The organism is Roseibium sp. MMSF_3412, assembly GCF_030733265.1.
In the GTDB taxonomy this organism is placed as follows: domain Bacteria; phylum Pseudomonadota; class Alphaproteobacteria; order Rhizobiales; family Stappiaceae; genus Roseibium.
Genome location: NZ_JASHJI010000001.1, coordinates 405,469 through 431,361, shown reverse-complemented (window position 1 = coordinate 431,361; position 25,893 = coordinate 405,469). Strand labels below are relative to the sequence as shown.

Genomic DNA, 25,893 nt, shown 5'->3' with positions numbered 1-25,893 from the left:
CTGCAATGCCGCCTCGGTCTGCTCACATATCGCAGCAGCCGATTCATGACAGGTGAATGTGCCGAACCAAACGAAAAGGCGCGGCCTCGTGCGAGACCGCGCCTTCAGAGGGTACATGATGGGGCTAAGGATGTACCCGTCTGAGCCTTAGGACTTCGGCAGGATCACGGCATCGATGACGTGAATGACACCGTTGGAGGTTTCGATGTCGGCGCTCACAACTTTCGCGCCATCAACCTTCACGCCGTCCGTTGCATCGACGGAGATTTCACCGCCCTGAACGGACGCGACTTCGGCTTTTTTACCGGCGATGTCAGAGGACATCACTTTGCCCGGCACGACGTGGTACGTCAGGATGGCAACCAGCTGGTCCTTGTTTTCCGGCTTCAGCAGATTTTCAACCGTACCGGCCGGCAGGGCTGCAAACGCTTCGTCGGTCGGAGCAAAGACAGTGAAGGGGCCTTCGCCCTTGAGTGTTTCAACGAGACCCGCGGCCTGAACGGCGGCAACGAGAGTGTTGAAGGAACCCGCACCAACGGCGGTGTCGACGATGTCCTTTTCGCCCGCTTTGGCAGCGGAAAGCGGAAGAACGAGGAGAAGGGCAAAGACGAATTTCTGGATCAGTTTCATGACTCACTCCCGAGCTAGACACAGGCATGGATGAAGCGTTCCGGGAAACGGTTTTTTCCCGAACGGATACAAGGGGTTGCTGTAACCTGTGTTGCGGTGGAGTACGGCTGCCGGACAAAATTGGATGAGGAAAAAGTGAACGCGGATTTACACGCTCGAAGTGATGATCCAATTGGGTGATTGATACGTCACGCGCGCGCTCCTGATTGTCCGTCCGTCAGGAGGAGGCGCCACCTCATCGAAACCGGGGACCATGGCTCCAGCATGTCAGGGACGTTCGCGTTCCCTTCGTCACCGGAACAACCCTGTGGAGCATGAAGCTCGCGAAGACGACGGCACTGCCCTGATCCCGCGGCGCGGACATGATCCGGTTCCCGAGATTGATTTCAAGCCCGCCGCCCTCGTAGGCGTCGGTCGGCGACAGTTGCGTCACGATCGTCGCCTTCCTGAACTGGGCAATCCGGCCTTCGCCGATGTCCGAGTGCCAGTCGTAGTGACCCGCTTCGCTGTCGTCGTAGCGGGCAACCTGCAGCCGTTCGCGGAACTCGGTGATATCGAAGTCGAATACTTCCCGGTTCGCCTGCGCGACAGCCTCCATGATGCGCCTCATCACCCAGCTCGCCGGGCCCTCATCGTCGAGCCAGCTGATCCTGGCGCGGCGAATGTTGCCTTGCTGGACGCCGCCGACAAGGCCACCGCTGTCCTGTGTCTCGCCTTCGCTCAAGGCTATGATTTCACCGCATTCCGATGGTGTGAACAGACAGGGCAGGGCGTAGGTGAACATGGGACCGATCCAGAAGTTGATCCTGCCTTTCAAGCGTTTTGTGCGCTGGACCGCAATCCCTTTGTCACTTTGAATGGAAATTCCGTGCGGGTTGCTGCTCCCGCTTCAGGGACTGCCTTGCAGGATCACCTCCCGGGAGATTTCAGCGACCGCACGAAATGACGCCGTGAGGCTCCGGCTCATTCGCCGAACTCGTCTATGATCCGGTCGATCTCTTTGCGTGCGGCAAGCGCAATTTTCTTCTGTGCGGCTTTGGCGGCTGTATCCGTCTCGCTCACTTCGCCAATGACGATGATGTTTTCATCATTCGATTTGTTGGCGGGCTTCGTGTAGTTGAAGCTGCCGAAAATCGACACTTTGTTGTCGATCGTCATCAGCTTGTGGTGCACCTTGCCAAGCTGGCCGCGCCCGCCTGCGACGGCGACATGGATACCGGCGGCATGAAGCGAGTGCTTGGCCGCCCATTTCTGGTTGGCCTGGCGGCGATCCAGCACGCCGTTGATCTTGATGCCGTTCTTGTGCGCGGCGATCAGGGCATCGTCGATACCGGAGGACTGCGCGAAGGTGAAGGCCGCGAAATCCACCCGCTCTTTGGCCTTCAGGATCTGTTTCATGATCTCCATTTCCGGCGCGTGATCGGGAGCGAACAGCGGTTTCACGCGAATGCCGGACACCTTTGCCTCTTTTGGCGCGGGTCCATGTGCTATGGAGAACTTGCCGAAACGGCCTTCCCTGATCTCCTTGAATTCCTTCTTGTAGGCGTTGGCGACCTCTGCGTCGTTGACGACGACCACATGGTTCAGGTTCTTGGTGACGCCGGTCGTGGTGAAATTCGTTGAACCGGTCAGAACCCTGTTGCCGAGCACCATGAATTTCTGGTGGAAGATGTTCGGGTTGAAGTCGACCTTCACGTCGGCGGTTGACCGCAGGATGGCATTGAAGAGTTCGCGGTTGATTTCGTGTTTGCCGCCCGGCGCGTGTGCGCCTGCAAGGTCTTTCGGTTTCTTTGCCGCCAGCAGGTAGCTCTGCTCGACAACCAGATCGATGACCGCGCCCCGCAGCCGTGCCTGGATGATGGCATTTGCGATTGCCGGATTGTCGATTTCCTGCACGGCAATCATCAGGTTCTGCCTGTTGCCCGCGCGGCCGATGAATTCGAGGATCGGGTCCAGAAGGGAATCGGGGCCGCCCTGTTCCTGGGGGCCAAGATGGATTTCAATATCACCAACTATTAAGGGCATAACGAAATTCCTTCGCACTATAGATGTAAATTCATACCATCTTTGCGGAGTGGCGACCACGCTTGATGCAGACCTTCGCGCGTCCCGTTCCCGTGTTCGGATCTGACTTTGGAAAAGCTGCCCCGCTTTGCTATCCTCGCGTCAGGCACCGCCCTGAACTGCGTTGACCGGCCCTGGAATTCGGCACCGCCCGGGTTCTTTGAGCCGCACGCAACTGAACAAGAGGAAGCCCATGTCCTCCGAAACAACGAATAGCGTGAAGCTCGGCCGGATCGCTCCGATGCTGCCCGTCAGCGATATTGATGAGTCCTACCGGATCTACCGGGAGGTATTCGGCTTCAGGAAGGTGTTTGAAAACGGGGATCCGGTCGGGTTCATGATCCTGACGAAGGATGATGCCGAATTGCATCTCACCCTGCAGAAATCGCACAAGGCGGCGACGTTCAACGTGGCCCACATGCTGGTCTCCGATGCGGCGCAAACCTACGGCAAGTGTCAGCAGCACGGACTGCGCATCATCAAGCGCCTGCAGGACAAGGATTACGGTCTGCGCGCCTTTGTTTTCGCAGATCCCGACGGCAACCGGATCGATGTCGGCGAAATCATCTGACCATCCTGCCGGCCATGAGGTGTCAGCCGAGTGCCAGCGCCAGGACTTTTCGCATGACCGTGGGCAAGGCTTCGTCCTGCAGACGGTTCCTGGGTGACCACCAGGCACCGTCAAGGCTCTTGGCGGCATCCCTCGACGTATCGGCGCGCAACACCTGCAGCCGCAGATGAAAGTGCGTGAACGTGTGTTTCACCTCGCCAGTGCAGATCTGCCAGTCATCCAGGAAGGGGGCGGCTCCAATGGCTTTGGAGACATCGAAGGTCTCCGACCAGTCCGTGCCGGGGACCTCGGTCATGCCGCCGAGCAACCCCTTTGGCGCACGGCGCCGGAGCAGAACCGATCCGCTTGAACCGTCGACGGCGACGAAGGCGGCACCGAAACGGGTCGGCTTTTCCTTTTTGGGCGCCTTGCGTGGCAGCGTTTCGGCGAGGCCGGAATTCTGAACGCGGCAGTCCGTCATCCAGGGGCACAGGCCGCAGGCCGGGCGTTTCGGGGTACAGATCGTTGCACCGAGATCCATGACCGCCTGCGCGAAATCGCCGGGTCGCTCCTGCGGTGTGAGCTGCGCCATTTCCCGCTTGATATCCGCTTTCGCGGCAGGCAGGGGCGTTTCGATCTGCCTCAACCGGGACAGCACACGCTCGACATTGCCGTCGACAACGGCGGCATGCCGGTCGAAGGCAATCGTCGCAATGGCCGCTGCCGTGTAGGGTCCGACACCTGGCAGGGTGAGCAGGGTGTCTTCATCTTCGGGGAACCGGCCCGCGTGCTCACGCGCGATCGTTTCTGCGCATTTTTTCAGGTTGCGGGCACGTGAATAATAGCCGAGACCGGCCCAGGCCTTCATGACGTCTTCTTCGTTGGCAGCGGCCAGATCCTCGACGCGCGGCCAAGTCCTCGTGAATTTCTCGAAGTATTCCTTCACCGCCGCAACGGTGGTTTGTTGCAGCATCACTTCTGACAGCCATATCCTGTAGGGGTCTGGAACTTCACCGAGCTTTCTGTTGCCCGGAGGCACGCGCCACGGCAGACGCCGCGCATGCCGGTCGTACCAGTTGAGCAATGATTGACTGAGCGAAGCATTTGTCATGAGGTTGGTGCCGTACTCGTCAGTGAAATCCCCGAAAGCCCTCTGGAAAGCCTGGGGACAACTTGGGAAGATTTGATGGATGTCAGGATGACCATTAAGTATTCGTCGTCTTTTTGTCGTATTGTATTGAGACACAACACCTCAATCTGCGATCCGCGGCAAGATGGGTCCGGCCGGGTTGCCGGTTGAGGAAGTAGGTCAACACCGTGACGAAGGCAAATGCACATCGCAAGCCTCCCGAGGCAAAGCTGCTTGCTGATCTTGTCGGCAAGGCGATGACGCCTGCGTGCCGCAAGCGCGGCTTTGCTTCCGTCGACATCGTCGCAGCCTGGGCAGACATCGTCGGAGAACGCTATGGTGCCCGCGTTCAGCCGGACAAGCTGGTCTGGCCGCGTCAGCCGGAACTGACCGATCCCGAGACACCGCCGCAGCCGGCGACACTTGTGGTTCACACGGACGGGGCGACGGCGCTGCTCTTGTCCCACGAGAGCGCCCAGGTCATCGAGCGCATCAACACCTTCTACGGCTGGGCGGCCATTGGCCGTATCAAGATCCTGCAAAAGCCCGTTAAGATGAAAACGGCGACTGAGCGAAAGCAGTTGCGGTCGCTGACCGACAAGGAAGAAAAGAAGCTCGATCGGCAGCTGGAAGGTGTTCACAACGCACGCCTGCGCGAGGCCTTGAAAAAGCTCGGGGCTCAGGTGATCGCCAAACATGATGACGAGGCGGCTTGAGGTCTGTGCCTGCAAGGGCGCCAGGGGCCGATAACAAGACAATAACATCATCGTGAAACGCCGCTTTGTGCTGTCCTCTCTCCTGCCACATTTGATAAGCCTTGTTGACGACGGCTGCCTCAAGGGGCAAATGAAGCGACAGAACCGGCACCATGAGGTGCTGCGCGTTTAACAAGTGACAGGACGACCTCGTGACCCAGACCCGCAGACAGTTTCTCAAGACCACGGCCTTGGCGAGCGCAGCACTCGGTGTTGCAGCAAGTTTCCCGGCTTTCGCTCAATCCGTCGACATGGACGATCTGCTTGTACCCGGCCCGCTCGGAGACAAGATCCTGGGTGAGGAGAATGCGCCGGTCACTGTGGTGGAATATGCCTCGATGACCTGCAGTCACTGTGCAAACTTCCACAAGAACACCTGGAAGCCGCTGAAGGAGCAATATGTCGACACCGGCAAGGTGCGCTTCATTTTCCGCGAATTCCCGCTGGATCCGGTCTCCGCGGCCGCATTCATGCTGGCCCGCTGCGCGCCTGCGGAGAAGTATTTTGAAATTGTGGATACCATGTTCGAAAACCAGCGCGCATGGGCATTTACGGACAATCCGTACAATTCGCTCCTCGACTTTTCCAAACAGATCGGATTTACACAGGAGTCCTTCGAGGAATGCTTGACAAACCAGGGTCTTCTTGACGCAGTTAATGCAGTGAGAGACCGTGCGGCGAATGAATTCGGGGTGAGTTCAACGCCGACATTCTTCATCAACGGTGCGCGGCACCCGGGAGCAATGTCGATTGACCAGATGGGAGCACTCATCGACGCAGAGCTCTGAACCGGCGGGTTCTTCGCCGGGCACCGGTACCTGTGCCGAAAAGCCTGTCCTTCCGGCGGCGCTCGCTTCATTCCGGGGTGAGCGCTCATGAGGTTCTCCAAACTCCGCGTGGTGGGCTTCAAGTCCTTCGTTGAGCCGATGGAATTCATCATCGGCGATGGCCTGACCGGCGTCGTTGGGCCGAATGGTTGCGGCAAGTCCAATCTCGTTGAAGCCCTGCGCTGGGTCATGGGCGAAAACTCCTACAAGAACATGCGCGCGTCCGGCATGGACGACGTCATCTTTTCCGGCAGCCTCAATCGCCCGGCGCGCAACACCGCCGAAGTCGCGCTTTTCCTTGAAAACACGGACCGGACAGCCCCTGCCGCATTCAACGATGCCGACCAGCTTGAAGTCAGCAGGCGCATCGAGCGGGAGCAGGGGTCCAACTACAAGATCAACGCCAAGGACGTGCGCGCCCGCGATGTGCAGCTCCTGTTTGCCGATGCCTCGACCGGTGCGCGTTCGCCGGCGATGGTGCGCCAGGGCCAGATCGGGGAACTGATCGCCGCCAAACCGACGGCACGGCGTCAGATCCTGGAAGAAGCGGCTGGCATCTCCGGTCTTCATTCACGCCGCCACGAGGCGGAAATCCGCCTCAGGGCCGCCGAACAGAACCTTGAGCGCCTTGAAGATGTCCTGGTCCAGATCGATGGCCAGCTGGACAGTCTGAAGCGCCAGTCGCGCCAGGCAAGCAGATACCGGAACCTGTCTTCTGAAATCCGCGCCGCGGAAGCGTCCATTCTCTATATCCGCTGGATCGAATCGCGCGATGCGCTGACCTCGGCGGAAGTCCAGTTTTCCGAGGCGCAGAAGCAGGTCAACGAGGCAACCGCGCTGCAGGCCGAAAGCGCACGCGTACAGGCGATTGCGGCCCATAAACTTCCCGAGCTTCGAGACGAGTCCGCCAAGTCCGCCGCGGCGCTGCAACGGCTTGTCATCGCGCGCAACGAACTGGATGCCGAAGAGCGCCGCGTGAAGGAACGGCTTCAGGATCTGGAGCGGCGTCTTGTGCAACTGGCTGACGACATTCGCCGCGAACAGTCGATGGTCTCCGAAAACGACGAGGTGCTGGAGCGTCTGTCCGAAGAACGTGCAGAGCTTCTTGAAGAAAACGAACTCGTGCAGGAGCGCACGGAGGCCGCCGGCGAGAAGGTTTCAGAAGCAGGCGAGATCGTCCGCGATCTGGAAACACGGCTTTCCGACCTGACCGCGGCCGAGGCCCGGGCGAGCGCAGAGCGGCGCCAGCTGGAACGCGCGGTTGCCGAAAGCCGCCAGCGCGCAGACCGCCTCCTGGCACAGGTGCAGGATGCGCGAACCGCGCTGGAAGTAATTGATCTCGAGATGGCTGGCCATGACCGGATCTCTGAAAGCCGGGAAGAGTTGGAGCTGGCCGAAGAAGCGCTGATGGAGGCGGAAGCGACCGTCGAGACCGCGGAGACCGCGACCCGCGAAGCGCGGGAAAGGGAACAAGCCGCGAGAGCTCCTCTGAGCGAGGCGCAGCGGCTGCTGCAGGGACTTGAAACAGAGGCCCGGACGCTGGACCAGGTGCTGAATGCGCACACCGACCAGGACTTCACACCTGTCGTTGAGAAAATTCAGGTGGAACAGGGGTTCGAGACCGCGCTCGGTGCTGCCCTCGGCGAAGACCTCGATGCCTCCTTGAGCGGCAGCGCGCCGGTGAAATGGGGGTCGGCGCTTGGGCACGATCTGGATGCGGATCTGCCGGAAGGCGTGCGCGCATTGGCCGAGGTGGTGATCGCACCGGAAGAACTGACCCGCCGACTGCGCCAGACCGGCATCGTCGCGCAGGGCGACGGACCGGCGCTCCGCGAACAATTGAAACCGGGGCAAAGACTGGTGTCCGTGGAAGGCGATCTCTGGCGCTGGGACGGGTTCGTTGTTGCCGCGAATGCACCGACTCCCGCCGCGCAGCGGCTTTCGCAGAAAAATCGTCTTGTGGAGCTGGCCGACGAAATCGAGACAGCGCGCCGATCGCTTGAGGACCGGCAACAGGAACTGGAACAGGCGGCTGGCGATGTTCGCGTGCGTGCCGAAACCGAACAGGCGGCCCGCGGCAAGGTCAGGGATGCGCAGCGCAAGACGGCATCGGTCCGCGAAGTGCTGGTGCTTGCCGAACGCTCTGCCGCGCAGCTGACCGCGAAACGGGCAGCGGCACAGGAGCGTTCGGAGCGGTTGGGCGAGGAGGCGGAACTTGCGCGTGAAGAGGCGGCGGAGGCGGAAGAGCAACTCGCCGGAACGCCTCAAAGCACCGACTTTCAGGACCGGATCTCCGAGTTGCAGGCGGACGTCGCGTCCGCGCGCGGTGCACATGCCGAAGCGCGTGCGGTGTCTGAGGGGCTTGCCCGCGAGCAGCAGATGCGTGACCGGCGGCTTGAAGCCATCAAACGCGAATATGACGGCTGGAAGACGCGCGCTCAGAACGCTGCCCGGCAGGTTACGGTCCTGACAGAACGCCGCGAGGAGGCCGAGGAAGAACGCGCTGAACTCGTCGAGGCACCCGAAGACATTGAAATCAAGCGCCGGGATCTCTTTTCGGCAATTGCGAAGGCCGAAGACGAAAAGAGGGCCAGGGACGACCAACTGCAGCAGGCGGAACTCGACCTGGCCGACGTCGACCGCGCGGCAAAGGCCGCGATGGAGGCGATGGCGGGCGCGCGTGAGCAGAAGATTCGCGCCGAGGAACGCTTTGAGGCGGCCAGGGACCGCAAGGCCGTGCTGGAGCGCCGGATCGATGAGGATCTTGAGGTCGCCGTTGCCGCACTTCCCGAGATTGCCGGCTTGAAGGACAATGCGCCACTGCCCGATCCGGCAGGCGTGGAGCGCAAGCTGGAGCGGCTCAAGGCGGAACGCGAACGCCTGGGCGGCGTGAACCTTCGGGCGGAAGAAGAGCTCAAGGAAGTCGACGAACAGAAAACCACCCTGACGTCCGAGCGGGACGATCTGATCGAGGCGATCCGGCGTTTGCGCACGGGTATTTCAAACCTTAACCGCGAAGCGCGCGAGCGCCTGTTGGCATCCTTCGAGGTGGTCAACGGACACTTCCAGCGCCTGTTCACCCACCTGTTCGGTGGCGGAACGGCGGAACTGCAGCTTGTCGATTCCGATGATCCGCTGGACGCGGGGCTGGAAATCATCGCAAGACCGCCCGGCAAGAAGCCCCAGACAATGACGCTGTTGTCGGGCGGCGAACAGGCGCTGACCGCCATGTCCCTGATCTTCGCCGTCTTCCTGACCAACCCGGCCCCGATCTGCGTTCTGGACGAGGTCGACGCCCCCTTGGATGACGCGAATGTCGAGCGCTATTGCGACTTGCTGGACGAGATGTCCGCCAGCACGGAAACCCGCTTCGTCGTGATCACGCACAATCCGATCACGATGGCGCGGATGAACCGTCTGTTCGGCGTGACCATGGCCGAACGGGGCGTTTCGCAACTCGTCTCCGTCGACCTTGAGACCGCTGAACGATTCCGCGAAACGGGCTGACCTTGGCCTCCAGACCTGCGTCACTTGGGAGCAGGCGTACAACTTAGGTCTTGTAAAATTCCTTCAAGGCGAAAAAGACTATATTTTTCAATAAGATAAATATTAATCAAGTCTCCTTGACACGGCATGAGGTGCCGACTATGGTGCGCGCGGCTTACGGGGCACTCCTGTTGTTTGATCTGACATGTCGGGGCACTGGGGACAAAGGAACATGTCTTCGGAAAACGACCAAAATAAAGATCGGAACGGCGATGTTTCGCAAGCGGGTCTGTCGGAACGGCGGGCCCAGCTGAACCGGAAGCTTGAGGACCAGCGCGCTGTCGAGGAAAAGGCGGCGAAAAAGTCTGAAAGCAATTCCGCCGGATATGCCCAGGCGATGAAACTGTCTTCGGAATTCATCGCGGGTGTGCTGGTCGGGGCGGGCATCGGTTGGGTTGCCGATCAGTGGCTGGGAACGGCGCCCTTTGGGCTCATCATTTTCCTGCTGCTGGGATTTGCGGCGGGGGTTCTGAACGTGTTGCGGTCGGCCGGTGTGGTCGAGCAGCCGCAGGTCGGAATTCGCCGCGACAAAGACGGATCTCAATAGAATTTGTCGCGCCTGAGGGCGCAGTGATTGTGAACGAGCGAAGAAGGCTGGCCGGTGGCGAACGATCCGATCTCACAGTTCCAGATCCAGAAGATTTTTCCGATTGAAGTCGGAGGCATGGATTTTTCATTTACCAACTCTTCCCTGTTCATGGTGCTGACCGTGGCGGCGACCTCTGCATTTCTGCTTTTCTCGACCAGCGGCCGGGGCCTTGTGCCGAGCCGTGTGCAGTCGGTGTCGGAAATGATGTACGAGTTCATAGCCGGGACGTTGCGAGATGCGACGGGGACGGACGGGATGCGGTTTTTCCCGCTTGTTTTCTCCCTGTTCATGTTCGTTCTGGTTGCCAACCTCTTCGGGATGTTCCCGTATTTCTTCACCGTAACCAGCCACATCATCGTCACGTTTGCCCTGGCGATGCTGGTGATCCTCACGGTCATCATCTACGGCTTCATGCGCAACGGCATGAGTTTCCTCAAACTGTTCGTCCCGAGCGGCGTGCCGGGTGCACTGATCCCGCTGGTGACGATGATCGAGGTGATCTCGTTCCTGTCGCGCCCGATCAGTCTTTCGGTTCGTCTGTTCGCGAACATGCTTGCCGGTCACATCACCTTGAAGGTGTTTTCCGGCTTCGTCGTCAGCCTCGGTGCCATGGGCGCCGTCGGCATTGCCGGCGCGGTTCTGCCCCTTGCAATGACGGTCGCCCTCACGGCGCTTGAATTCCTGGTGGCATTCCTGCAGGCCTACGTCTTCGCCGTTCTGACCTGCATGTATCTGAACGACGCACTTCATCCTTCACACTAAGGGTTATCCAAATCACACGGCCTCAGCGCCGAAAGTGAGAAATCTGCAAACACATCTAGGAGCACGTGTCATGGAAGCAGAAGCAGCAAAATACATCGGTGCAGGTATCGCATGTCTCGGCATGGGCGGTGCGGGCATCGGCCTCGGCACCATCTTCGGTAACTACCTCGCCGGCGCTCTGCGCAACCCGTCCGCAGCTGACGGCCAGTTCGGCCGCCTGATCTTCGGCTTCGCCGTGACGGAAGCTCTGGGCATCTTCTCCCTTCTGATCGCCTTCCTCATCCTGTTCGCTTAATCGCTCGATAGCAGCGACAAGAGATGCGACTCCGGTGGCGGCGCTATGACAGCGTCGCCAAGCCGGATTTAGGAGACAGGAAATGGCAGGCGATACGACCACTGAAAGCCAGACAGCGATCGTCGACACGGCCGCCGAACACGGTGTGGGTTTCCCGCCGTTCGACGCGACCACGTTTGCGTCCCAGCTGCTTTGGCTCGCCATCACCTTCGGCATCTTCTACTGGATCATGAAAAACGTGGCGATGCCGCGGATTGCAGGGATCCTGGAAGATCGGAAGGACCGGATTGCCGGTGATCTTTCAGAGGCAAACCGCCTGAAAGACGAAACCGATGCGGCGATCGCAGCTTACGAGCAGGCTCTTGCTGAAGCCCGGAACAAGGCACACAGCATCGCCCATGACACGCGTGCCAAGCTGAAGGCGGAACAGGAAGCTCGCCGCGAAAAAGCGGAAACAGAGCTGAACGAAAAGCTGCAGGCTGCCGAAGCACAGATCGCAGGCATCAAGACCGACGCCTTGTCCCAGATCGGAGACATTGCCGGAGAAACCACGTCAGCGCTCGTCGAGCAGCTGATTGGCAAGGCTCCGACAAAGACCGACCTGACAAAGGCGCTGAAGTCGGCGATGGACTGAGGAGACCATTATGGATGCAACATTTTGGGCCCTCGTCGGTCTCATCCTCTTCTTCGCCCTGATCATCTATCTCAAGGTGCCGGGCAAGATCGGCGGATCTCTCGACAACCGTGCTGACGGCATCCGCAAGGAACTGGAAGAAGCGCGCAAGATGCGCGAAGAAGCCCAGGCCCTGCTGTCGGAATACCAGCGCAAGCGTCATGAAGCGGAAGGCGAAGCAGAAGCGATCATCGCGGAAGCCAACGCCGAAGCCGAGAGGCTGACGGTCGAGACCAACCAGGCTCTTGAAGAAATGATCTCCAGGCGCACCAAGGCCGCCGAGGTCAAGATTGCCCAGGCGGAAACGCAGGCGATTGCCGAAGTCCGCGCAAAGGCAGCTGACATCGCAGTTGCAGCGGCCGAGGAGATCCTGACGTCCAAGGTCAAGGACAAGGTTGCCGACGATATTCTGTCAAAGAGTATCGACCAGGTGAAAGAGCGTCTGAACTGACTTAGTTCAGCTTCGACAGAAAACTCAGGAGCGGCCCCAGGGCCGCTCTTTGTTTTTGCGTGGGCAGTCCCGGTGCTGTTCTACCAACGCAGACCGTCCCATGCCCGTTTCCCATCCTGCAAGATGGCTGCTGGCAGTCCCCAACATCAGGGCCTTGCGTCCACCTCTCGTTCGTCATCATGGCCAAGCGAAGCGCGAGCCGGGACCGGGGAGGCACATGCGGGTTTTCCTTTGCTGTTGCCCCGTCGGCGGTTCCGGGCTCCCCGATCCCGGATCTCCGCTGCGCTGCGTCCGGGATGAAGACGGAGAGGCGGCGCACGCCGGACAATGCTCCACCCATAGACCGCCTGAAGCCAACAGGTTCCGAATATACGGCCTCATCCTGAGGAAGCGCGGGAGCGCTGTCTCGAAGGATCGGCAGCAAAGTCGGTGCTGAGTGGCGATCCTGCAAGATGGCTACTGGCACTCCTCCTTGAGATGAGTTGGCTATCACGAAACAGATTGCAAATGGGCCGTGTGCGTCAGTCGTCATTGCCAGACCTGATCTGGCAATCCATGCCATTGCGTTTCGGCAATGAACGGTCGTGCAATCGGAAGCGCAGCGGAATGGATGCCATGGTCAAGCCATGGCATGACCCGAAGATGGCTGCTGGTGCTCCTCAGGATGAGGGGCTGGGAGCATGACAGTTTGTCATCCCGAAGTCAGTGCGGCTGTTTGTGAGTACTTTCGGACTTGCCATCACGATCCGGCAAAATGCACCGGCTTGAAACTCATCCGGTGATGGTCGCACGGACCGAGCTCTGCCAGGGCTGCCTGATGCTGCGGGACACCATATCCCTTGTGCTGGGCGAACCCGTATCCGGGCACATGCGCCTCAAGGCGGACCATCATCCGGTCGCGTGTCACCTTGGCGACGATGGAGGCGGCCGCGACGCACAGGCACCGGCCGTCGCCCTTCACGAGTGCCTGCCCGGGCTGTTTCAGTCCGCGCGGCACATCACGCCCGTCCACCAGAACATATTCGGGGACCAGGGCGAGGCCATTGACGGCCCTGACCATCGCGGCAAGGGTCGCGGTTCGTATATTCAGCCTGTCAATCGTCTGCGGTGATGCGCTTGCCGTGCACACGAACGCACTGGTGACGATCTGCTCGAACAACGCTTCGCGTCTTGCCTCGGTGAGCTTTTTGGAATCGTCGAGCCCGTCCGGCAGATTGTCATAGTCCAGGACAACTGCGGCTGTGACGACCGGTCCCGCCCAGGGGCCGCGTCCTGCCTCGTCTACGCCGCACAAAGCGCCGCCGAACGCGTCCGCGTGCCGCCGTTCGAGTTTCAGGTCAGGGCTGTCCGGAAAGGGCAGGTCAAAGAGAGACGGGCCAGGGGTCATCCTCTGACGCTGCCGTCATGGGCGCCGACACGCAAGCGCGATTGTCAGAAGAGGTCGAGTTGCACACCGCCTTTTTGAGGTGGCACGAAGTCTTCCGCATTCAGCTTCTTCCGGCGAAGGTTGAGACCGAGCCGCTTGGCCGCGAGCGAGAACCTCTTCGCGATCTGCTCGGCATAGGGCCCGCGCCCGCGCATGCGCTCGCCCCACCTGGCATCGTAGTCCTTGCCGCCGCGCATGGAGCGGATCAGGCTCATGACATGCCGATAGCGGTCCGGACGCTCACGCAGCAGCCAGTCCCGAAACAGCTCGGACACCTCAAGCGGCAGACGCAACAAGATGAAGCTTGCTTCTTGCGCGCCGTGGTCTGCTGCTGTGCCGAGCAGGCTTTCGATTTCGCTGTCGGTGAGTGCCGGAATGATCGGAGACATCATGACGGAGGTCGGGATTCCGGCGTCGGAGAGCGCTCTGATTGCCTTGAGGCGCTTGTGCGGTGCCGACGCGCGCGGTTCCATGGCCCGGCAAAGCTTCTTGTCGAGCGTGGTGACGGACAGGGCCACCTTGATGAGGTTGCGCTCCGCCATTTGCGACAGGATATCGATGTCGCGTATGACGAGCGCCGACTTCGTGACGATGGCCACCGGATGCGAGCATTTGTTGAGAACATCCAGAATCTCGCGCATCAATCCATAGCCTCGTTCCAAGGGCTGATAGGGATCCGTGTTGGTGCCGATGGCGATTACGCGCGGTATGTATCCCGGCTTTGAGAGTTCCCGCTCCAGAAGTGCGGCGGCATTGGGCTTGGCGAACAGCCTGGTCTCGAAATCGAGACCCGGCGACAGGCCCATATAGGCGTGGGTCGGGCGCGCGAAGCAGTAGATGCAACCGTGCTCACAACCTCGGTAGGGATTTATTGAACGGTCGAACGAAAGATCGGGGGATTCGTTACGGGTAATGATGGTGCGCGCACGCTCTTCCTGGACCTCCGTTTTGAATGGAGGCAGGTCGTCCTGGCTGGCCCAGCCATCATCGAAACTCTCGCGCGACAAAGCTTCATAGCGGCCGCTTTTATTCAGGCCCGCCGCCCTGCCGCGTCGGCGGTCTTCTGCCGGGCGTGCGCTGTCTGCGCGAGCGAAGTCATCGGGATCGATGGTGTGTGCGGGGCGAAAGACGGTGTTCATTCTTACGATACATGAGGCAATGAGAACATAAAGGGAACATTAGCGAAAAAACAGACGGACACAACCCGCATATTTCGCACTTGCGAATTTTTGATGTAAAAGACGGCCTCATGATAAGTGTCATTGTACCGACAAAGAACTCAGAGACCGAACTGGTGCATTCGCTTTCGTCTCTTGTGACGGCTGCAGCTGAAGGCATCATCCGGGAGGTCATTATTGTGGATGGCGGCTCAGGCGATGCCACCGAGCGCGTCGCGGACGCCGCCGGTTGCCACTGGGTGAGCCGTGCGGACATGTCCCGCAGTGAGCGCCTCACCTACGGGGCGGGTCTTGCCAGGCGCGGCGACTGGCTTTTGTTCCTCCGTCCGGAAACCCTGCTTGAAAGCGGCTGGCACCATGAGGCACAGGCGTTCATCGAGCGCGCCGGACGTGCGCCCAACGGTATCAGGACGGCGGCAAGCTTCCGGCTGAGACATGAGGCGTTCGGCATGAGCGCCCGCATCAGCGAGTCAATCGCGGCGCTGCGCTCCCAGCTTCTCGGCATGCCATACGGAAACCAGGGACTGCTGATTTCACGCCAGTTCTACCAGACTCTCGGCGGCCACAGGCCATTGCCGGAGCTGGAGGACCTCGACATCGCCAAGCGGATCGGGCGCAGCCGCATCGTGTTCCTGCGCGCGGCCGCTGTCACGTCGGGCGCATCGGAGAATGAAAGCGCCGTCGCCCGCTTCCGGCAGTCACTGGCGCGCTTTTGTGTCGGCACCCTGCGCATCCCGGCAAGCGTTGCGGTCAAGCTGCACGGTTAGATCGCATCTGAAAAGTCGACAAGCGGCCCGAGCGGAACGATCCCATGCGGGTTGCGCACCTCGCTTTGCGAGTGATAGCCGCGCCGGTAGATATCCAGTTTGACCGTATCGGCAACACCCGGAAGGGCAAAGAAGCGCCGGGCATAGGCCCACAGGTTCGGATAGTCGATCAGACGCCGGAGATTGCACTTGAAGGCGCTCCAATAGGCAACATCGAAGCGTGCGAGTGTCGGGAACAGCCTGATGTCGGCTTCGGTCAGCTGATCACCCAGAAGCCATGTCCTTGTCGCAAGCGTCTTTTCGATCCTGTCCAGCGCTTCGAAGACATCTTTCACACCTTCATCATAGGCGTTCTGGGATCGTGCAAATCCGGTCCGGTAAACGCCGTTGTTCAGTTTCGGATAGATGTAGGCGTTCCAGTCGTCGATCTCGCACAGGAGATGCGCGGGGCTGTAGTCGGATTTGTTCCCGGCGAAGTTCTGAAAGGCGTCGTTGAACATCCGGATGATTTCGGCGGACTCGTTGCTGACCAGCTTGCCGGTCTTTGTGTCGAAGAGGACCGGCACAGTGACGCGGCCCGTGTAGCTCTGCGTTCCGGCCGAGTAGATTTCATGAAGAGCCGCTGCGCCCGTCAGAGTATCGACATATCCGTTGTCAGGATCGAAGACCCAGCCCGCATCCGTCCGCCGGGGAGCAAGAACGGAAATTGGGATATGGGGCTGAAGTCCCTTGAGCGCCCGCATCAAAAGCGTGCGGTGTGCCCATGGGCAGTTCCAGGCGACAAAAAGATGATACCGCCCGCTCTCCGCCTGAAAGCCGCCGGTCCCGCTCGGGCCGGGCGAACCGTCTTTCGTCACCCAGTTCCGGATCTGCGCCTTGGAGCGTTCAAAGCGGTCGGACGCGACGCTGTCTCCCGTCGCGTCCTTGTCCCAGATCCCGTCAACAAGCAGTCCCATGGTTTTCTCCGGCCTGATCGATTGGCTTCAAAGTGATCGGCTCATGCGCACTGAGGGGAACACCACCCCGCCCGGCAGGGTGATCGGAAAAGGCTCGACGGATCGAAATCCGCAAGCCCGGTAAAACGCTTCGCCGTTCAGCGTCGAATAGCAGTTGAATTCGGCAATACCCGCGTCAAGAGCGTCGGACACGCAGCGCGTCATCAGCGATCGGCCGATGCCTTTTCCCGTGTGTTCCGGGTCGGTTCCGAAGTGACGGATGTTCCCGTTGTCCGGCGTCTCGTCCTCGCCGGTCGGCGAGTGTTTCGTCCACCCGCCTGCGCCGATGATCCGGCCTGCATCGTCTTCTGCCACATAATAGCTGCCGGAGACGAGCAGTTCCGGCCGCGCCTTGGTGATGAGCGGCAGCGCCTTGTCCAGTATCTCTGCCGCGTAGGCATCCCGCAGCAGGACCGCGTAGCTCTTTTGCAGAAGAGCCGTCACCGCCTCGCTGTCTGCTTGCGTCGATGTGCGGACCTGGAATGACAAGTTTCAGGCTTCCTGGAGTTTGCCGCGTTTCAGGTGTTCGTCTAGCCGCGGCATGATCTCGACGAAATTGCAGGGCATGTGCCGGTAGTCGAGCTGAAATTTCAGGATGCCGTCCCAGGCGTCCTTGCAGGCGCCGGGCGAGCCGGGCAGCGCAAAGATGTAGGTGGCACCGGCGACGCCGCCGGTCGCACGGGACTGGATCGTCGATGTGCCGATCTTGTCATAGGAAATCCGGTGAAACACTTCCGAAAAACCGTCCATGCGCTTTTCGAAAAGCGGTTCCACGGCTTCAGGCGTGACGTCCCGCCCTGTAAAACCGGTGCCGCCTGTCGAAATGACGACGTCGATACCGGCATCGCTGATCCAGTCACCAACGACTGCGCGGATCGCGTCGACGTCGTCCGTAACGATCTTCCGGTCGGCGAGCAGGTGCCCGGCTTTGGTCACGCGCTCCGACAGGGTGTTCCCGGAACGATCGTCTTCCAGCTTCCTGGTGTCTGAAACCGTCAGAACGGCAATATTGAGCGGTATGAACGGACGGCTTTCATCGATGCGGGACATGGACAACTCCTTTGTCCTCAAGAGATAGGGGAAGATGTCGAGGTCTGCCAGTGGCTGAGGACAAAGGACGATCTGATTTGATGATGCGCAATAAAATTACAAAAAATAGCAAGATTGCGACACTTGCAAAACATATAGGTCAGTATTATTGACTTAAATATTCAATACAGATCACATGTGAGCCGATCATGACAACCTGGGACAGTCTTTATGCAAGGCGCGCAACGCGCATGCGTGCCTCCGAGATTCGCGAACTTCTGAAACTCCTCGACCGTCCGGATGTGATTTCCTTTGCGGGCGGCATTCCCGACCCGGCCCTGTTTCCGGCGGAAGCCTTCAAGAATGCCTATGGCGAAATCCTGGGTGGACCGGAGGCCGAACGGGCGCTTCAGTACGGAGTAAGCGAAGGCAGTCTCAGGCTGCGTGAGTGGATCGTGGAACATATGCGCGGCCTGGGCGTTGCGTGCACGCCCGACAACATTCTCATTACCTCGGGCTCGCAGCAGGGCCTGGACTACATCGGCAAACTGTTTCTGTCGGAAGGCGACACGGCGCTGGTGCAGTGGCCGACCTATCTTGGTGCGGTGCAGGCTTTCAATGCCTATGAGCTGAATTTCGACCGCCTCGATCCGCGCACGAACCGCTCGGCGGAAGACTGTAAGGCGCAGGCAGAAGAAAAGGGGCGCGCGGTCAAGTTCGCGTATCTCTCGCCGGACTTCGCCAACCCGACGGGCCTGTCGCTCGATCTGGAGGAACGCAAGCGTATCCTGACGTTGTCAAGGGCACTGTCCTGCGCGGTCATCGAAGACGCGCCATATGAGAGCCTGCGATACGACGGAGAGCGGGTTCCGGCGATGCTCGCGCTCGATTGCCTCGACAATGGCGGGATCGAGAACAGCCGGACGCTTTATTGCGGCAGCTTTTCCAAATCGCTCTCACCGGGTCTGCGGCTTGGCTGGATCTGCGCGGCGAGCGAGGTGATCTCAAGGCTGGTCCTGATCAAGCAGGCCAGCGACCTGAATACGCCGGTTCTGAACCAGGAGGCCATGGCGCGCGTTGCCGAGCGGGAGTTTGAGAACCATACGGCAAAAACGAATGCGATCTACAAAACGCGCCGCGATGCCATGCTGTCGGCACTTGAGCGGCACATGCCGGACGGCATCCGATGGACACGGCCGGAAGGCGGCATGTTCATCTGGGTCGAGCTGCCGTCCGGTGCGAACGCATCGCAGCTTCTTGAGCGATCTCTCGAAACGGCCAAGGTGGCTTTCGTTCCCGGCGGCGCATTTCACCCGGACGGCAGCGGCATGAATACGCTGCGGCTGAGCTTTTCCTGCGCCGGTGAGGAGAAAATTGAAGCCGGAATCTCGAGGCTCGGCCGCCTGATTGCCGAAACTGTCACATCGGTCCATTAATGGAAGGGGCAGCGTAAACGGCAGAAGCGGTTGCGATGGATCTCTGGGAACAGGTTGACAATTATTGCGAGCGGGTCGGACCGGAATTCTGGTCCGAGCCGCTCAATGCGGTGACGAATGCCGCCTTCCTCATTGCAGCATTCCTTGTCTTTGTAATCTGGCGCCGGAAAACGCCTGATGACCGGGCCGGCCTCGTCCTGATCGTCGTCCTGTTTGCAATCGGCGTCGGGTCGTTTCTGTTCCACACCTTCGCAACACGCTGGGCCGGTCTCGCCGACGTCATACCCATCGTTATCTTCATTCACGTCTATCTCTACGTCGCGCTCAACCGCTATCTGGACCTGCGCTGGTGGCTGGCTCTCGGGATTGTCATCGCCTTTCTCGTCGCAACGGTTCTGTTCGCGGATACGCTCTTTTCGCCGCTCGTCGGTTCCTCTGCCGGGTACGTCCCGGCGCTCCTGGCGATCTTCGTGGTTGGCGCGCTGTTCGCCCGAAAGGACGGAAAGCTCGGTGCCGAGGTCCTGCTGGCCGGCCTCGTGTTTCTGCTGTCTTTGACCGTGCGGACGCTTGACGAACCCTTTTGCGAACAGGTGACGTTCGGAATTCACTTCATGTGGCATATCCTGAACAGTGTTGTGCTGTTTTTGCTGATACGGGTTCTCATTTTGCAGCGGGCCGGGTAAACCACAGAGACACTTTGGAAATTTTCGCTCCATGACGCGACACATGGGGCCTGCCGTCTTGCGGCGGAGAAAAATGAAAGCGCGGAACAGGTCAGGGAGACAGAATACGTCATGAGCGATACCAACAAGACCGAACACGATCTGTCGGAAGCTGCGCTTTTTTATCACGAAAATCCGAAACCCGGTAAGCTTGAGATCCAGCCCACCAAACCGCTCGGCAACCAGCGCGACCTGGCTCTCGCCTATTCGCCCGGCGTTGCTGCGCCTTGCCTGGCGATTGCCGATGACCCGTCCAAGGCGGCCCACTACACCTCGCGCGGAAATCTTGTCGCAGTGATCTCCAACGGGACGGCGGTTCTGGGGCTTGGCAATATCGGCCCGCTGGCCTCCAAGCCGGTCATGGAAGGCAAGGCGGTCCTGTTCAAGAAGTTTGCCGGAATAGACGTGTTCGACATCGAGGTCGACGAAACCAATGTCGACAAGTTCGTCGACGCGGTTTCGGTGCTGGAGCCGACCTTCGGCGGGATCAACCTGGAAGACATCAAGGCGCCCGAATGCTTCATGGTCGAAGCGAAACTCCGCGAGAAGATGAACATTCCGGTGTTTCACGATGACCAGCACGGCACCGCGATCATCGTGGGCGCTGCCGTGCGCAACGGACTGCATCTTGCCGGCAAGAAGATCGAAGACGCGAAGATCGTCGCCTCGGGTGCCGGCGCCGCCGCACTTGCCTGCCTGAACATGCTGGTGTCCCTCGGCGCAAAGCGGGAGAACATCTGGATCACGGATATCGAGGGCGTCGTCTACGAGGGACGCGAAAATCTGATGGACGAGTGGAAGTCCGTTTTCGCCCAGAAGACCGACAAGCGCACGCTCGACGAGATCATCGAAGGATCGGATGTCTTCCTCGGCCTGTCGGTCGGCGGTGTGCTCAAACCGCAGATGGTGGAAAAGATGGGCAAGGGCCCGCTGATCCTTGCGCTGGCCAATCCAAACCCGGAAATCATGCCGGAAGACGCGCTTGCAGTGCGCAATGACGTGGTCATGTGCACGGGCCGCTCCGACTATCCCAACCAGGTCAACAACGTCCTGTGTTTTCCGTTCATCTTCCGCGGCGCGCTCGATGTCGGGGCAACGACCATCAACGAGGAGATGAAACGCGCTGCCGTTGAGGCCATCGCCGGACTGGCCCAGGAAGAACCCTCCGATGTGGTCGCGCGTGCCTATGGCGGCAAGACCGAAACCTTCGGTCCGAACTACCTGATCCCGTCACCCTTCGATCAGCGGCTTATTCTGCGGATCGCACCGGCTGTGGCAAAGGCCGCGATGGATTCGGGTGTTGCGACACGTCCGATCACCGACTTTGATGCGTATCTGGACCGTCTGAACCGCTTCGTGTTCCGCTCCGGCCTGATCATGAAGCCGATCATCCAGAACGCGTCCAAGGAACCGCAAAGGATCATCTACGCGGAAGGCGAGGACGAGCGCGTCCTGCGGGCGGCACAGGTTCTGATCGAGGACCACATAGCCAAGCCGATCCTGGTTGGCCGGCCTGACGTTCTGCAGCAACGCTGCGAGCGCTTCGGCCTGAAGATCCGTCCCGATGTCGACTTTGAATACGTGAACCCGCAGGAAGATCCGCGCTACCGCGATTATGTGGACGAGTATTTCGAATGCGTTGGCCGCAAGGGCCTGCCGCCCAACGCCGCCCGGACGGTCGTGCGCACCAACGCGACCGTCATATCCGCGCTCGCAGTGCGGCGCGGAGACGCCGATGCGGTGATCTGCGGGCTGGAAGGACGTTTCATCCGGCATCTGCGCGACATCAAGCAGGTGATCGGTGTCTGCGAAACCGCCCGCGATCTCTCCGCCATGTCGCTCCTGATCAACAGCCAGGGCGCGCTGTTCATGTCGGACACATTCGTGACTGAGGATCCGACCGCAGAGGAAATTTCCGAGATGGCCGTTCTGGCGGCGCAGGAAATCAGACGCTTCGGCATCGAGCCGAAGATCGCCCTTTTGTCCATGTCGAATTTCGGCTCCAGGGACACGCCGTCATCGCGCAAGATGCGCGAGGCGCTCGAATTGATCTGGGACCGTCATCCCGAGCTGGAAGTCGATGGCGAAATGCATGGCGATTCCGCCTTGAGCGAAGCCTTGCGCGAGCGCGTCATGCCCGGCAGCAAGCTGAAAGGCGAAGCCAACCTTCTGCTCTTTCCCAATCTTGACTCAGCCAATATCGCCCACAACCTCTTGAAAGTCGCGACCCAGGCGCTTCATGTCGGCCCGATCCTGCTAGGAGCGGCCAGGACCGCGCATATTCTCACCCCGTCCGTGACCTCGCGCGGCGTGGTGAACATGTCGGCACTTGCCAGTGTCGAGGCACAGACTCGCGAGGTTGACTGATCCGAACCCCGGCGGTCACCTTGTTTTTCCAACCGGGCATGGGGCGCGCCTCTGCTCGCCGACTGGTCTGTTAAACCGGAAGACAAAATTGAAAACGCCTGACGAGTGTCTGACAAAGCAGGACATACGCATTGAAATCGATCGGCTTGACGGCGAGCTTGTGCGGTTGTTTGCCGAGCGGCAGACCTATGTGCGCCGCATGGCCGACCTCAAACAGCATCCGGACGAAGCATTTGACGGGACGCGGATCGAGAGCATGATTTCCGCGATCAGGGACCGGGCCGGAGATCTCGCGCTGGATCCGGAGCAGGCGGAACTGGTCTGGCGCACGCTGATCGACTGGAACATCGCATTCGAGAAAAAGGTGATTTCGGAACGGCTTCGCGGGGACGTGGTCGGATCCGACACAACGCCGGATTGACGATTTTTAATTGACGCATGACTGTTCAGCGGCGCGGGAGTTCCTAGGTATTGGGGAGGTTGACAGGATCACTTTCTCGGTACGGAGCCCGAACAATGACGCGGAACAGTCTTCTCACCTCTGCAGCAGCGCTTTTCCTGGCCCTCAGTCCTTTGGGCGTGTTGCCGGCTGCGGCACAGTCTTCGGTTAATCTGGAAACCGTAACCGGCGGGTTGTCCTATCCCTGGAGCGTCGTCTTTCTGCCGGGCGGTGGCTTTCTCGTGACCGAACGGGACGGCCTCTTGAAATTCGTCTCCGCAGACGGCGATCAGAGCGTCGTGCCAGGCACTCCGGAAGTCTTCGCACAAGGGCAGGGTGGACTGCTCGACGTGGTTCTCAGTCCCGATTTCGAAACGGACCGGACCATCTACCTGTCGTTCTCGCAAGGTTCACCGGAGGGAGCCGGAACGTCGCTCTACCGCGCAACGCTGGCCGAAGACGGAAACGGATACCGGCTGCAGGATGGCGAGACAATCTTCCGGGCGAACAACCGCGCCTATGGTGGACGGCATTTCGGTTCCCGGCTTGCCTTTGCGCAGGACGGCGCTCTGTTCATGACGCTTGGAGACCGGGGTGACGGCCCACGGTCTCAGGATGCATCGGACCATACCGGATCGGTTCTGCGGCTGACGCCGGACGGTCAACCGGCAGCGGGAAATCCGTTCCAGGAAGAAGCCGGTCACAAGCCGGAAATCTGGTCGATCGGACACCGGAACCCGCAGAGCGCTGCGATCAACCCGGCAACGGGCGTGCTTTGGACGGTGGAGCACGGTGCCCGCGGTGGAGATGAGATCAACATTCCCGAAGCCGGCAAGAACTATGGCTGGCCTGTCATTTCCTATGGGCGCTACTATTCCGGCGGCAAGATCGGCGAAGGAACGGAAAAGGCGGGCATGGAACAACCGATCCACTACTGGGACCCGTCCATCGCACCTTCCGGTATGGCCTTCGTGACCAGTGAGCTCTATCCCGACTGGCAGGGCGATCTGCTTGTCGGAGCCCTGCGTGGCCGTCACTTGTCAAAGCTCGACCTGGACGGTGATGAAATCGTGTCCGAAGTACAGTTGCTGAGCGATCTGGGGGAGCGGATCAGAGACGTCCGCCAGGCGCCTGACGGTTACCTTTACGTCCTCACCGACAGTGACGACGGACAGCTGATCCGCCTGGTTCCCTGACAGGTTTCGGGTTCTGGGGAGCGTGCGCGGTTACCGGGCATCGCTTGACATTTCGGCTTATCGAGCAGATATACCGCACTGCGATTGCTGCCGCGTGAGCAGACAGGACGTCCGCGTACCAGTGACAACACCGTCCCTGGACCCGAATCCCGCCAGTTGCAAAGATTTGAAGCCTGATGAGAGGCTCACCAGTTCCCATGTCACGCGAGGGTCTGGCGGCAAAGGGCCGGTTCTGAGAGACCCGGCTGCCGCGCACCGATACCATGCTGCAGGCAGACGCCTTGCGGCACCAAGAGCATTTTGATGCTCGCAACAAGGAAATGATATTGACCGATTTTCAGAACCTGGGGCTTTCCGGCGGTTTGTTGAAGGCCGTTGCGGAAAACGGCTACGCATCGCCAACGCCGATCCAGGAAAAAGCGATTCCGCTGATTTTAAAGGGCCATGACCTGCTTGGTCTCGCACAGACCGGCACCGGCAAGACCGCGGCATTTGGCCTGCCGCTCATTGACCGTCTGCTTGCCGATGGAAAGGTTGCGCCGAAAGGCGGCACCCGTGCTCTCATTCTGGCGCCGACCCGTGAACTCGTGAACCAGATCGCGAAGAACCTGATCTCCTACCTAAAGTCGACACAGCTCAGGGTGACCTCCGTTGTCGGCGGCGTCTCGATCAATGCGCAGATCAAGCGCTTGTCCAGGGGGACCGATATTCTCGTCGCAACTCCGGGGCGCTTGCTCGACCTGGTCGACCGCAAGGCGGTTGATCTCGGCACGGCATCCTATCTCGTGCTCGACGAAGCCGACCAGATGCTTGACCTCGGCTTCATTCATGCCCTGCGCCGGATCAGCGGACTGGTGCGGGACGAGCGTCAGACGCTGCTCTTTTCCGCAACCATGCCGAAGCAGATCGAAGATCTCGCAAAATCCTATTTGCGCAATCCCGAACGCGTTGAAGTGGCACCGACAGGACGCACGGCAGACAAGGTCACGCAATCGGTCCATTTCATGGATCAGAAGGCCAAGAGCGACTTCCTGCTCCAACAATTGAAAGCCAACCCGGACGGCATGTCGCTTGTGTTCTGCCGGACGAAGCACGGGGCCGAACGCCTGATGCGCAGGCTTTCGCAGAAAGGCCTTGCGGCGGGTTCCATTCATGGAAACAAGAGCCAGAACCAGCGCGACCGCGCAATCCGCGATCTGCGCGAAGGCAAGATCAATGTGCTCGTTGCCACCGATGTCGCCGCGCGCGGGATCGACATTCCGGGCGTGAGCCACGTTTACAATTTCGAACTTCCGGAAGTGGCGGAAGCCTATGTTCACCGGATCGGGCGAACGGCACGCGCCGGTGCCGACGGCGATGCCGTTGCGCTGTGTGCGCCGGAGGAAATCGGGCTGTTCCGCCAGATCGAGAAACTGATCGGCGTCGACATTCCGGTTGCAGGTGGGGAGGTTCCGCCTCTGTCGGCCGCAGCAGGCCGTTCCAAGCGGGGCGGCCAGAACCGGGGCGGGCAGAACCGGGGCAACAAGCCGGCTGCGAAGAAACCGCCGCGCAAGCGGTCGACAAAGAACCACAACGACAACACCCCGGGCGCGCGGCCGCAAAAGCAGCGCAGGTCGGGCAACCGCAAAAGCGCTGCCTGAGAAACTGCTGCTCGGATGGTCGAAAAAATGCACCGGGAAGTGGCCTTCCCGGTGCCAGACCTTGTGGTCGATGGGGGCCGGAACAAAACGTGCTGTCCCGACTGTTCTTTAGAAAGACACCTGACCCGATCCGTCGCCGCCGCAATCCGGAGGTAAGCTGCTACTTCCTGCCCACAAGGTACCCGATTGCGCTGCTGAGCAACCGAATCTTCAATTTTACCGGGGAGTGCAGTCATCCTGCACATGGCACGACCAAATTCCCAAAACATGCTGGAAATCAATCATCTATGCCCCCGTCAAAAGTAAAACTAGATTAACGAAACCAATACTGCAATCACTACTCGCTGCGGGGGCGGCGGCATGTGGATATCGAAAAAAGCATTAAAATACATTGTGTTAGGGAAAAATTGTTCCTGTTGGTTAAATT

Annotated in this window: 25 protein-coding genes; 16 read left to right on the top strand and 9 right to left on the bottom strand. The window is 60.0% G+C overall.

Annotated features, from left to right (window positions below):
* Nucleotides 1–147: 147 nt before the first annotated feature.
* The 3 genes from RBB49_RS01885 to RBB49_RS01875 form a co-directional block, all read right to left on the bottom strand.
* Nucleotides 148–630 carry a fasciclin domain-containing protein gene (locus RBB49_RS01885; RefSeq protein WP_306140960.1) on the bottom strand — a complete coding sequence of 161 codons (483 nt, stop codon included), beginning with the start codon at nt 628–630 and terminating at the stop codon, nt 148–150.
* 235 nt (nt 631–865) lie between these two features.
* Complete coding sequence (locus tag RBB49_RS01880) at nt 866–1,414, bottom strand: 2OG-Fe(II) oxygenase (RefSeq protein WP_306140959.1); 549 nt, start codon at nt 1,412–1,414, stop codon at nt 866–868.
* Nucleotides 1,415–1,593: 179 nt separating this feature from the next.
* Nucleotides 1,594–2,655, bottom strand: a complete 1,062-nt coding sequence (locus RBB49_RS01875) for a phospholipase D-like domain-containing protein (RefSeq protein WP_306140958.1) — start codon at nt 2,653–2,655, stop codon at nt 1,594–1,596.
* A gap of 232 nt (nt 2,656–2,887) precedes the next feature.
* Between RBB49_RS01875 and RBB49_RS01870 the strand changes: the two genes are divergently transcribed.
* Nucleotides 2,888–3,265: a VOC family protein gene (locus RBB49_RS01870; RefSeq protein ID WP_306140957.1), complete on the top strand. Its 378-nt coding sequence runs from the start codon at nt 2,888–2,890 to the stop codon at nt 3,263–3,265.
* Nucleotides 3,266–3,287: 22 nt separating this feature from the next.
* Here the strand turns inward: RBB49_RS01870 and mutY are convergent, their stop codons facing one another.
* Nucleotides 3,288–4,355, bottom strand: a complete 1,068-nt coding sequence (gene mutY, locus RBB49_RS01865) for an A/G-specific adenine glycosylase (protein WP_306140956.1) — start codon at nt 4,353–4,355, stop codon at nt 3,288–3,290.
* A 206-nt stretch (nt 4,356–4,561) separates the two neighbouring features.
* Here mutY and RBB49_RS01860 point away from each other — a divergent pair, with 206 nt between their 5' ends.
* From RBB49_RS01860 to RBB49_RS01825, 8 genes are all read left to right on the top strand, one after another.
* Nucleotides 4,562–5,089 carry a DUF721 domain-containing protein gene (locus RBB49_RS01860; protein WP_306140954.1) on the top strand — a complete coding sequence of 176 codons (528 nt, stop codon included), beginning with the start codon at nt 4,562–4,564 and terminating at the stop codon, nt 5,087–5,089.
* A 191-nt stretch (nt 5,090–5,280) separates the two neighbouring features.
* Complete coding sequence (locus RBB49_RS01855) at nt 5,281–5,916, top strand: DsbA family protein (RefSeq protein WP_306140953.1); 636 nt, start codon at nt 5,281–5,283, stop codon at nt 5,914–5,916.
* A gap of 87 nt (nt 5,917–6,003) precedes the next feature.
* Nucleotides 6,004–9,462 carry a chromosome segregation protein SMC gene (gene smc, locus RBB49_RS01850; protein WP_306140952.1) on the top strand — a complete coding sequence of 1,153 codons (3,459 nt, stop codon included), beginning with the start codon at nt 6,004–6,006 and terminating at the stop codon, nt 9,460–9,462.
* 211 nt (nt 9,463–9,673) lie between these two features.
* Nucleotides 9,674–10,048, top strand: a complete 375-nt coding sequence (locus RBB49_RS01845) for an AtpZ/AtpI family protein (protein ID WP_306140951.1) — start codon at nt 9,674–9,676, stop codon at nt 10,046–10,048.
* Between the two features lie 54 nt (nt 10,049–10,102).
* Entirely contained in the window at nt 10,103–10,852 is a 750-nt protein-coding gene (locus RBB49_RS01840; protein ID WP_306140950.1) for a F0F1 ATP synthase subunit A, read from the top strand.
* A gap of 70 nt (nt 10,853–10,922) precedes the next feature.
* Complete coding sequence (locus RBB49_RS01835; protein WP_055111220.1) at nt 10,923–11,147, top strand: F0F1 ATP synthase subunit C; 225 nt, start codon at nt 10,923–10,925, stop codon at nt 11,145–11,147.
* An 82-nt stretch (nt 11,148–11,229) separates the two neighbouring features.
* A complete protein-coding gene (locus RBB49_RS01830) occupies nt 11,230–11,781 on the top strand; it encodes a F0F1 ATP synthase subunit B (RefSeq protein WP_306140949.1) in 552 nt (183 codons plus the stop codon).
* Between the two features lie 10 nt (nt 11,782–11,791).
* Complete coding sequence (locus tag RBB49_RS01825) at nt 11,792–12,271, top strand: F0F1 ATP synthase subunit B (RefSeq protein ID WP_306140948.1); 480 nt, start codon at nt 11,792–11,794, stop codon at nt 12,269–12,271.
* A 739-nt stretch (nt 12,272–13,010) separates the two neighbouring features.
* Here RBB49_RS01825 and RBB49_RS01820 read toward each other — a convergent pair.
* Both RBB49_RS01820 and RBB49_RS01815 read right to left on the bottom strand, forming a co-directional pair.
* Nucleotides 13,011–13,658 (bottom strand): ribonuclease HII, encoded by a 648-nt coding sequence (locus RBB49_RS01820; RefSeq protein WP_306140947.1) that lies wholly within the window; start codon nt 13,656–13,658, stop codon nt 13,011–13,013.
* Nucleotides 13,659–13,702: 44 nt separating this feature from the next.
* Nucleotides 13,703–14,836, bottom strand: a complete 1,134-nt coding sequence (locus RBB49_RS01815; protein ID WP_306140946.1) for a PA0069 family radical SAM protein — start codon at nt 14,834–14,836, stop codon at nt 13,703–13,705.
* Between the two features lie 110 nt (nt 14,837–14,946).
* Between RBB49_RS01815 and RBB49_RS01810 the strand changes: the two genes are divergently transcribed.
* On the top strand, nt 14,947–15,642 hold the full coding sequence (locus tag RBB49_RS01810) for a glycosyltransferase (RefSeq protein ID WP_306140945.1): 696 nt from the start codon (nt 14,947–14,949) through the stop codon (nt 15,640–15,642).
* On the opposite strand, the gene RBB49_RS01805 is transcribed toward RBB49_RS01810, so the two are convergent.
* Genes RBB49_RS01805 through moaB form a run of 3 tightly spaced genes read right to left on the bottom strand, consistent with a single transcriptional unit; the run spans nt 15,639 to nt 17,687 of the window.
* A complete protein-coding gene (locus RBB49_RS01805; RefSeq protein WP_306140944.1) occupies nt 15,639–16,598 on the bottom strand; it encodes a glutathione S-transferase family protein in 960 nt (319 codons plus the stop codon). The two genes, RBB49_RS01810 and RBB49_RS01805, sit on opposite strands and share 4 nt — an antisense overlap.
* 27 nt (nt 16,599–16,625) lie before the next feature.
* Entirely contained in the window at nt 16,626–17,126 is a 501-nt protein-coding gene (locus RBB49_RS01800) for a GNAT family N-acetyltransferase (RefSeq protein WP_306140943.1), read from the bottom strand.
* Between the two features lie 3 nt (nt 17,127–17,129).
* The gene (gene moaB, locus RBB49_RS01795) at nt 17,130–17,687 is read right to left on the bottom strand and encodes a molybdenum cofactor biosynthesis protein B (protein ID WP_306140942.1); all 558 of its coding nucleotides are present in this window, start codon (nt 17,685–17,687) and stop codon (nt 17,130–17,132) included.
* Between the two features lie 188 nt (nt 17,688–17,875).
* Between moaB and RBB49_RS01790 the strand changes: the two genes are divergently transcribed.
* The 6 genes from RBB49_RS01790 (at nt 17,876) to RBB49_RS01765 (ending at nt 25,466) form a co-directional block, all read left to right on the top strand.
* Nucleotides 17,876–19,102, top strand: coding sequence for a PLP-dependent aminotransferase family protein (locus tag RBB49_RS01790; RefSeq protein WP_306140941.1), 1,227 nt, complete (start codon nt 17,876–17,878; stop codon nt 19,100–19,102).
* A gap of 35 nt (nt 19,103–19,137) precedes the next feature.
* On the top strand, nt 19,138–19,785 hold the full coding sequence (locus RBB49_RS01785; RefSeq protein WP_306140940.1) for a ceramidase domain-containing protein: 648 nt from the start codon (nt 19,138–19,140) through the stop codon (nt 19,783–19,785).
* Between the two features lie 111 nt (nt 19,786–19,896).
* The gene (locus RBB49_RS01780) at nt 19,897–22,191 is read left to right on the top strand and encodes an NADP-dependent malic enzyme (protein ID WP_306140939.1); all 2,295 of its coding nucleotides are present in this window, start codon (nt 19,897–19,899) and stop codon (nt 22,189–22,191) included.
* Between the two features lie 88 nt (nt 22,192–22,279).
* Nucleotides 22,280–22,612, top strand: a complete 333-nt coding sequence (locus RBB49_RS01775) for a chorismate mutase (RefSeq protein WP_306140938.1) — start codon at nt 22,280–22,282, stop codon at nt 22,610–22,612.
* Between the two features lie 95 nt (nt 22,613–22,707).
* Nucleotides 22,708–23,826, top strand: a complete 1,119-nt coding sequence (locus RBB49_RS01770) for a PQQ-dependent sugar dehydrogenase (RefSeq protein ID WP_306140937.1) — start codon at nt 22,708–22,710, stop codon at nt 23,824–23,826.
* Between the two features lie 326 nt (nt 23,827–24,152).
* Nucleotides 24,153–25,466, top strand: coding sequence for a DEAD/DEAH box helicase (locus RBB49_RS01765; RefSeq protein ID WP_306140936.1), 1,314 nt, complete (start codon nt 24,153–24,155; stop codon nt 25,464–25,466).
* Nucleotides 25,467–25,893: the final 427 nt, after the last annotated feature.

Bases quoted from the DNA above. Each gene is read 5' to 3' on its own strand.
- RBB49_RS01885 (WP_306140960.1), bottom strand. From the start codon at position 630: ATGAAACTGATCCAGAAATTCGTCTTTGCCCTTCTCCTCGTTCTTCCG.
- RBB49_RS01880 (WP_306140959.1), bottom strand. From the start codon at position 1,414: ATGTTCACCTACGCCCTGCCCTGTCTGTTCACACCATCGGAATGCGGT.
- RBB49_RS01875 (WP_306140958.1), bottom strand. From the start codon at position 2,655: ATGCCCTTAATAGTTGGTGATATTGAAATCCATCTTGGCCCCCAGGAA.
- RBB49_RS01870 (WP_306140957.1), top strand. From the start codon at position 2,888: ATGTCCTCCGAAACAACGAATAGCGTGAAGCTCGGCCGGATCGCTCCG.
- mutY (WP_306140956.1), bottom strand. From the start codon at position 4,355: ATGACAAATGCTTCGCTCAGTCAATCATTGCTCAACTGGTACGACCGG.
- smc (WP_306140952.1), top strand. From the start codon at position 6,004: ATGAGGTTCTCCAAACTCCGCGTGGTGGGCTTCAAGTCCTTCGTTGAG.
- RBB49_RS01845 (WP_306140951.1), top strand. From the start codon at position 9,674: ATGTCTTCGGAAAACGACCAAAATAAAGATCGGAACGGCGATGTTTCG.
- RBB49_RS01835 (WP_055111220.1), top strand. From the start codon at position 10,923: ATGGAAGCAGAAGCAGCAAAATACATCGGTGCAGGTATCGCATGTCTC.
- RBB49_RS01830 (WP_306140949.1), top strand. From the start codon at position 11,230: ATGGCAGGCGATACGACCACTGAAAGCCAGACAGCGATCGTCGACACG.
- RBB49_RS01825 (WP_306140948.1), top strand. From the start codon at position 11,792: ATGGATGCAACATTTTGGGCCCTCGTCGGTCTCATCCTCTTCTTCGCC.
- RBB49_RS01820 (WP_306140947.1), bottom strand. From the start codon at position 13,658: ATGACCCCTGGCCCGTCTCTCTTTGACCTGCCCTTTCCGGACAGCCCT.
- RBB49_RS01815 (WP_306140946.1), bottom strand. From the start codon at position 14,836: ATGAACACCGTCTTTCGCCCCGCACACACCATCGATCCCGATGACTTC.
- RBB49_RS01810 (WP_306140945.1), top strand. From the start codon at position 14,947: ATGATAAGTGTCATTGTACCGACAAAGAACTCAGAGACCGAACTGGTG.
- RBB49_RS01805 (WP_306140944.1), bottom strand. From the start codon at position 16,598: ATGGGACTGCTTGTTGACGGGATCTGGGACAAGGACGCGACGGGAGAC.
- moaB (WP_306140942.1), bottom strand. From the start codon at position 17,687: ATGTCCCGCATCGATGAAAGCCGTCCGTTCATACCGCTCAATATTGCC.
- RBB49_RS01790 (WP_306140941.1), top strand. From the start codon at position 17,876: ATGACAACCTGGGACAGTCTTTATGCAAGGCGCGCAACGCGCATGCGT.
- RBB49_RS01785 (WP_306140940.1), top strand. From the start codon at position 19,138: ATGGATCTCTGGGAACAGGTTGACAATTATTGCGAGCGGGTCGGACCG.
- RBB49_RS01780 (WP_306140939.1), top strand. From the start codon at position 19,897: ATGAGCGATACCAACAAGACCGAACACGATCTGTCGGAAGCTGCGCTT.
- RBB49_RS01770 (WP_306140937.1), top strand. From the start codon at position 22,708: ATGACGCGGAACAGTCTTCTCACCTCTGCAGCAGCGCTTTTCCTGGCC.